The organism is uncultured Sphingobacterium sp. (assembly GCF_964277905.1).
In the GTDB taxonomy this organism is placed as follows: domain Bacteria; phylum Bacteroidota; class Bacteroidia; order Sphingobacteriales; family Sphingobacteriaceae; genus Sphingobacterium; species Sphingobacterium siyangense.
In genome coordinates this window covers 22268-28889 of the sequence record NZ_CAXYKD010000017.1, presented here as the reverse complement: position 1 = coordinate 28889, position 6622 = coordinate 22268, and the positions used below count along the sequence as shown (strand labels likewise).

8 protein-coding genes are annotated in these 6622 nt (G+C 38.5%); 6 read left to right on the top strand and 2 right to left on the bottom strand.

What is annotated here, in order from left to right; all coding sequences use genetic code 11:
• Nucleotides 1–132 precede the first annotated feature (132 nt).
• The 6 genes from ACHWSC_RS08235 (at nt 133) to pruA (ending at nt 4488) form a co-directional block, all read left to right on the top strand.
• Nucleotides 133–342, top strand: coding sequence for a hypothetical protein (locus ACHWSC_RS08235; RefSeq protein WP_070561956.1), 210 nt, complete (start codon nt 133–135; stop codon nt 340–342).
• Nucleotides 339–680 carry a tRNA-binding protein gene (locus ACHWSC_RS08230; protein ID WP_075990896.1) on the top strand — a complete coding sequence of 114 codons (342 nt, stop codon included), beginning with the start codon at nt 339–341 and terminating at the stop codon, nt 678–680. The genes ACHWSC_RS08235 and ACHWSC_RS08230 overlap by 4 nt, the downstream gene beginning before the upstream one ends.
• A gap of 9 nt (nt 681–689) precedes the next feature.
• On the top strand, nt 690–1157 hold the full coding sequence (locus ACHWSC_RS08225; RefSeq protein WP_088160107.1) for a nucleoside deaminase: 468 nt from the start codon (nt 690–692) through the stop codon (nt 1155–1157).
• Between the two features lie 101 nt (nt 1158–1258).
• A complete protein-coding gene (locus ACHWSC_RS08220; RefSeq protein WP_088160108.1) occupies nt 1259–1867 on the top strand; it encodes a superoxide dismutase in 609 nt (202 codons plus the stop codon).
• A gap of 155 nt (nt 1868–2022) precedes the next feature.
• Nucleotides 2023–2682: a peptide-methionine (S)-S-oxide reductase MsrA gene (gene msrA, locus ACHWSC_RS08215; protein ID WP_182981020.1), complete on the top strand. Its 660-nt coding sequence runs from the start codon at nt 2023–2025 to the stop codon at nt 2680–2682.
• Nucleotides 2683–2850: 168 nt separating this feature from the next.
• Nucleotides 2851–4488, top strand: a complete 1638-nt coding sequence (gene pruA / locus ACHWSC_RS08210; protein ID WP_394676428.1) for an L-glutamate gamma-semialdehyde dehydrogenase — start codon at nt 2851–2853, stop codon at nt 4486–4488.
• 63 nt (nt 4489–4551) lie between these two features.
• Here the strand turns inward: pruA and ACHWSC_RS08205 are convergent, their stop codons facing one another.
• Both ACHWSC_RS08205 and ACHWSC_RS08200 read right to left on the bottom strand, forming a co-directional pair.
• Nucleotides 4552–5733, bottom strand: coding sequence for a metallophosphoesterase family protein (locus ACHWSC_RS08205; RefSeq protein ID WP_394676427.1), 1182 nt, complete (start codon nt 5731–5733; stop codon nt 4552–4554).
• A 19-nt stretch (nt 5734–5752) separates the two neighbouring features.
• Nucleotides 5753–6520: an endonuclease/exonuclease/phosphatase family protein gene (locus ACHWSC_RS08200; RefSeq protein ID WP_394676426.1), complete on the bottom strand. Its 768-nt coding sequence runs from the start codon at nt 6518–6520 to the stop codon at nt 5753–5755.
• Nucleotides 6521–6622 lie beyond the last annotated feature (102 nt).

Sequence of the window (6622 nt, the reverse complement as noted above, 5' to 3'; positions counted from 1 at the left end):
TACGCTACCACAAATCAAAAGTAATGCTGGTAAAATCTTTTTCATAATCTTTTATTTATGTATATATTGTATCTTTAAACAAACTTTTACAGTTCAGTAAAGATATACAAATTTTATACCTAAATCTGAGTTATGCTGAAAATTAACGAAGAACAGTGGCAAGTAGCCAAAGAAAAACTCCGTCGCAAGTACAACCACTTAAGTGATGAAGATTTAGCTTTTCAAGCAGGAGAGGAAGATAAACTGATCAATAGATTGTCTTTACGTTTGGGACGGAAGCCTTCCTATGTTTTATTTACGATAGGTAAAGAGATTCAGGATATTAGTAGCAACCGATTATGAGTGATGCCATTAGTTGGAGCGATTTTGAGAAAGTGGATTTACGGGTAGGAACTATTTTAGAAGCAAAAGACTTTCCAAGAGCTAAAAAGCCAGCATATCAATTGAAACTTGATTTCGGCGATGAAATTGGTGTATTACAGAGTAGTGCCCAGATTACAGTACACTACAACAAAGAGGAGTTGATTGGGAAGCAAGTTGTCGCAGTTGTGAACTTTCCCAAAAAGCAGATCGCTAATTTCTTTTCTGAGTGTCTAGTGACCGGATTTCCGGACGAAAATGGAGATATTATTTTGACATCTGTCGACAAAAAATTACCAAATGGATCTAAACTTAGTTAAGTTTGTACCATGACATTTATAGATTTTGAAGGAACACAACTCATCGATAGTGACGAGTCGTTCATGCGTATGGCATTGAATGAAGCTAAGGTCGCTTACCAAGAGGGAGAGGTGCCTATTGGGGCAGTTATTGTTCATCGAGGACGTGTTATAGGGAAAGGTCATAATTTGACGCAGCGATTGAATGATGTGACAGCTCACGCTGAAATGCAGGCTTTTACAGCAGCAGCAAATTACCTTGGGGGCAAATACCTGGATGAATGTACATTATACGTTACCATTGAGCCTTGTATTATGTGTGCCGGAGCGGCCTATTGGACACATATTGGTAAAATAGTCTATGGAGCCAAAGATGAAAAGCGTGGCTATTCCCATTTTCACGATAAAATATTACACCCCAAAACTGTCATTACACATGGCGTTTTGCAGGAAGAATGTGCTGATTTGGTAAAATCATTTTTTCGTCAAAAACGGTAGGGAAATAATGGATTTATTGTAACACATAAAAACATAACCGTGTATATTGTGTTATATTTGTATGTATAAACGAAGTAATAAACATTTAAATTAAAATAGATATGGCATTTGAATTAGAAGCGTTACCATACGCAGCCGACGCATTGGAACCACATATTGACAAAACTACAATGGAAATCCACCATGACAGACACCATCAGGCATATGTGGATAACTTAAATAAAGCTATCGCAGGAACAGACGCAGAAAACTTATCCCTATTGGATATTATTAAAAATGTAAGTAAATACAGCGCAGCCGTACGTAATAATGGTGGTGGTCACTACAACCACTCTTTGTTTTGGAAGGTTTTAGGCCCAAATGCAGGTGGAGTTCCAACAGGTGAATTAGCTGAAGCAATCAATGCTACATTTGGTTCATTTGATGAGTTGAAAAAACAACTTCAAGCTGCTGGTGCCACTCGTTTTGGCTCAGGATGGGCTTGGTTAATTGTTGGTGCTGATGGTAAACTTGCAGTAACTTCTACACCAAACCAAGACAATCCATTGATGGATGTTGCTGAGGTAAAAGGTACGCCTATCTTAGGTATCGACGTTTGGGAGCATGCTTATTATTTGAAATTCCAAAATAAGCGTCCAGCGTATTTAGAGGAAATCTTTAATGTTATCAATTGGGATGCCGTAGCACAAAACTATGCTGCAGCTAAATAGTTGATCATTTGATAGAACAATAGAAAAGCGACAATAAGTTATTATTGTCGCTTTTCTATTTTATAAACAAAACCTAGTTGGTATTTGTTTATAGGGCATGAATTTAACTCCAATAATTCAGGGAACATAAAAGGAAAGAAGAAGGGTAATTATTTATGAGAAATATTCTGATACTTTTAACAGCACTTTTTGTATTGAACTCCTGCCAGGGGCAGCAGCAGGGGCATCGGGTAAAGAAACCTGATTTCACCAAATTACCTGAAAAAAATACGGCGAGTTTGGATACGGCGACATTTGCTGCAGGATGTTTTTGGTGTACTGAGGCACAGTTTAAGGAGTTAGAGGGTGTTGTACATGTGGTTTCGGGATATACCGGTGGATGGGTAGCAAACCCAAGTTATGCGCAGGTTTGTACCGGGAGTACAGGGCATGCGGAAGCAACCAATATTATTTTTGATCCAAAAGTGATCAGCTACGATAAACTATTGGAGGCCTTTTTTGTAGCACACGATCCAACGGAGCTCAATCGTCAGGGAAATGATGTTGGCACCCAATATCGTTCGGCTATTTTTGTGCACAATAAAGAGCAGCTTGATAAGACGCAATATTATCTTTCGACGTTAGAAAAGGAGCATGTTTTCAATAAACCTATTGTAACCGAAGTAGTTCCGGCAACCGTATTTTATCCAGCAGAGGACTATCATCAAGATTATTATAGATTAAATGGAAAAGAACCATACTGCCAATTGGTGATTAAACCGAAATTGGAAAAATTTAAACGTATCTTTTCCAAGGTGCTCAAAGAAGGACAGTAACTTTGGGTATTCATAAAATTTGAGGTAATTTTACTTCTATTAACGCTATTTAGTGTCATGCTAACAGGTTGAAACCATGGTTTCTGATGAACATAATGGAATGAACAAACTTGATCCCTTCATGATTCATAAATAGTATTTTTTGGATGAATAATTAATAATTGTAATATGTCTAAAGGATTTTTTACAGTTCCTGTTCCTACCAACGAACCGGTGTACACATACGCTGTCGGAACGAAAGAACGTAAATTGTTGAAAGCAGCAATTGATGAGGCACGTTCGAAACAAATCGATATCCCAATGTATATTGGTGGTAAAGAAATCACTACTTCTAAAAAAGTAAACTTAGCTCCTCCACATGACCACCAACATATTTTAGGTCAATACAATCAAGGCGATAAATCTCATGTAACAGATGCAATCAATGCAGCTTTAGCGGCGAAAAAGGATTGGGAAAATCTTACTTGGGAAGATCGTGCTGCGATATTCTTAAAAGCTGCTGAATTGATTTCAGGTAAATACCGTTATGAGTTGAATGCTGCTACAATGTTGGGACAATCGAAGAACCCATATCAGGCAGAAATTGATTCGGCATGTGAGATTGTGGATTTCTTGCGTTTCAATGTACAATACATGAGCGAAATCTATAAACAACAACCTCCTATATCAGGTAAAGGTGTGTGGAACCGTGTAGAACAACGTCCTCTTGAAGGTTTTGTATTTGCATTGACTCCATTCAATTTTACAGCGATTGCGGGTAATCTACCTTCCTGTGTCGCAATGATGGGTAATGTTGTGGTATGGAAACCATCCAATACCCAAATCTATTCAGCAAATGTATTGATGAAAATTTTCCGTGAAGCTGGTCTTCCGGATGGTGTTATCAACTTGGTCTATGTTTCAGGTCCTGACGCTGGTGATGTGATTTTCCAACACCCAGATTTTGCAGGTATCCACTTTACTGGTTCAACAGGAGTCTTCCAGGATATTTGGAAGACGATCGGTAACAATATCCACCGTTATAAAACGTATCCACGTATTGTTGGTGAGACTGGTGGTAAGGATTTTATCGTTGTACACCCTTCGGCCGATTTGAAAGCTGCAAATACAGCTTTGGTTCGTGGTGCTTTCGAATACCAAGGTCAAAAATGTTCTGCTGCATCACGTGCATACATTCCTAAATCGTTGTGGCCTGCATTGAAAGAATCTATGACTACTGACGTAAATTCTTTTACAATCGGTGGAACAGAAGATTTTACAAACTTTTTCAATGCTGTAATTGATGAGAAGTCATTTGATAAATTAGCGAAGTATATCGACAGAGCTAAAGAATCTAATGACGCAGAAATTGTAGTTGGTGGTACATACGATAAATCTAAAGGATATTTCATTCATCCAACAATCATTGAGGCTTCAAAACCAGATTACGAGACAATGGTTGAGGAATTGTTTGGACCAGTCCTGACCGTATATGTTTACGAGGATGCTAAGTTTGAAGAAACGTTAGATATTGTTGACACAACATCTATTTATGCCTTGACGGGATCAATCATTGCGCAAGATCGCTATGCGATTAATTTAGCAACAGATAAATTGAGACATGCCGCTGGTAACTTCTACGTGAATGATAAGTGTACAGGTGCTGTTGTAGGTCAACAACCGTTTGGTGGTGCTAGAGGCTCGGGTACAAACGACAAAGCGGGATCAATGATCAATTTGCTTCGTTGGGTGTCTCCTCGTACAATCAAAGAGACATTTAATCCAGATACAGATTATAGATACCCTTTCTTGGAAAAGGGAGAATAAGGAAGCTCGCATAGGAGCTTTCTTCAATCAAAATAGAAAAGGGCGCTTATCAAGCGCCCTTTTCTATTTCTTAAATAATCCCAGTTCTGTACCATCGTCTCTAGTCATCCGTATGTTCAATGACTTGTTGTTCCCGGCTACATCGATGATAGTTCTTTTCCCAACTTTTGGACCTCCGCCTATAAATACAGGATAATTGTGGTCTTTATCTGCAGGGTAGTAGCCATATTGATGTGTATGACCAGAGATCATGGCATCAATTTTATATTTCTGAAACAAGGGATGGAAACATGCTCTGTTATCCAAGGTGCCATGCCAGTCATCCGAATGAAAAATCGGTATATGGCTAATGACAACAGTGTGTTGTGCACTCTTTCTTTCCTTGCATTGTAGAACCTTTTCCAGCCATTTAGCCTGTTCTTTTCTGTAGTTATCATAATCGACTGTTCCGGCGTATACCTCATGATTGTCAGGCTTGTCTTCGCCACTGTCCAGCATGATCCAAAAAATAGGACCTCTTTTAAAGGCCTGGTAATACTTGTTGTCAGGATAACCAAAATATCGTTTGAAATTACGTGCGAAGGATCCCCTTGTCTCATGGTTTCCCCGATTCATAATGAATGGTTTGCTTGTCGCAAAAAATTCAATTGGCTTTAGTAGTTTCTCTGTAATATCTTGCTGATTGGTGACATAATGGAAGGAATCACCATTCAGTACAAAAAAATCGTAGGGTGAAATATCCTGACGCGGAATAAGGTCACGATAGCTGCTTTTTTCCTCATGTACATCGTTATAGACCAGACATCGAATCTGCTCTTGATTGCTCCTGGCTAATTTAGCCTCGAAAATAGGAGTTTCTATTTCTTGACCGTATACGATTTTATAAGGATCGAATTTTTGGATTTCCTTCGCCTTGATGCGATAGCGAAACGATCGGGGTGCGTCCTCAATCGTAAAATGAAAGAAATCAGTATTGGCATTGATCATCCCATCCTCGGATTGGTAGATCTTTTTTTGGACATTCCCAGTGTTGTCGAGAATCTCGAGCCAAGCAAAGGCATCTTTGCTCAAAATCGTAAAAATACTGATTCCTGTTTCGGTTTGATTTTGTAGATAGGCAGGTACGACAAAGCTAAACTCGTTTTCAATTTCGTTTGAACTGTTTTCTTGCGCTATGCTGATATTGGGCAGTGTAATCCCAGCCAGTGCTAGGGCTTCCAAAAATCTTCTTCTGTTAAAATTCATATTTAAAGGTCACAAGTGGTTATTTAATGTTTATCTCGACATATAATGGCCGATGATCACTGGCGTATTGTTCGTCCAGAATACGGTGGTTGGAGAACTTTGCGGCAGATGTTGTATTGATCATGATATAGTCGATTTCAGTAGTAGGTTTATCTTGAGGAAACGTAAATCCGTTAGCAATGCTGCTTTTTGTGAATATTTTGCTAAGTTCAGTAATCGCTGGGTCATTGGGTTCGGAGTTCAAGTCACCGACAAGGATGGTGGGTAGCTTTTCGTTTTTGAAACGCTGGGTGATGAATTTTGCCTGTTCGATTTTGTTTTTGTCTTTCAAGTCAAGGTGTGTATTTGCAAATAAGAGTTTCTTTTTGTGTATCGTGACTTCGATTACAGATAAACTACGTGTTTCGCTTTCGACAGGGGAAGGTAGAAAGTGTTTCTCTACACGTTCAATTGGATTTTTTGATAAGATGGCGGTACCATATTCACCTTTATCCAGGTCTATCCCTTTGGAAAATATATAGTGCATGCCTGTTAATTCGGCTAATTTTTTGGCTTGATTTTCAAAATATGATCTACCGAGATTGACATCTATTTCCTGAAGACCTACGAGGTCAGCTTTTGAATTTTTAATAATTTTGGCAATTGTGTCAAGGTTGATAACTGATTCTTTTTCGGTGGGTGGGTTTCCGTGGTGGATATTAAAGGAGAGTATGCGTATCGTTTGTGCTTGTAGATGAAATACTGAGCCTAGCAGTATTAAAAGAAATAGAATTAGTTTACGATTCATTGTTTATATTAAGTTTAGCATTTGGATGTCAGGCGTTTTTAGCTCGACCTGCTAAAATTAATAAAATCTATTAGTACAAATTGAAAACTTTGGACATGTAAC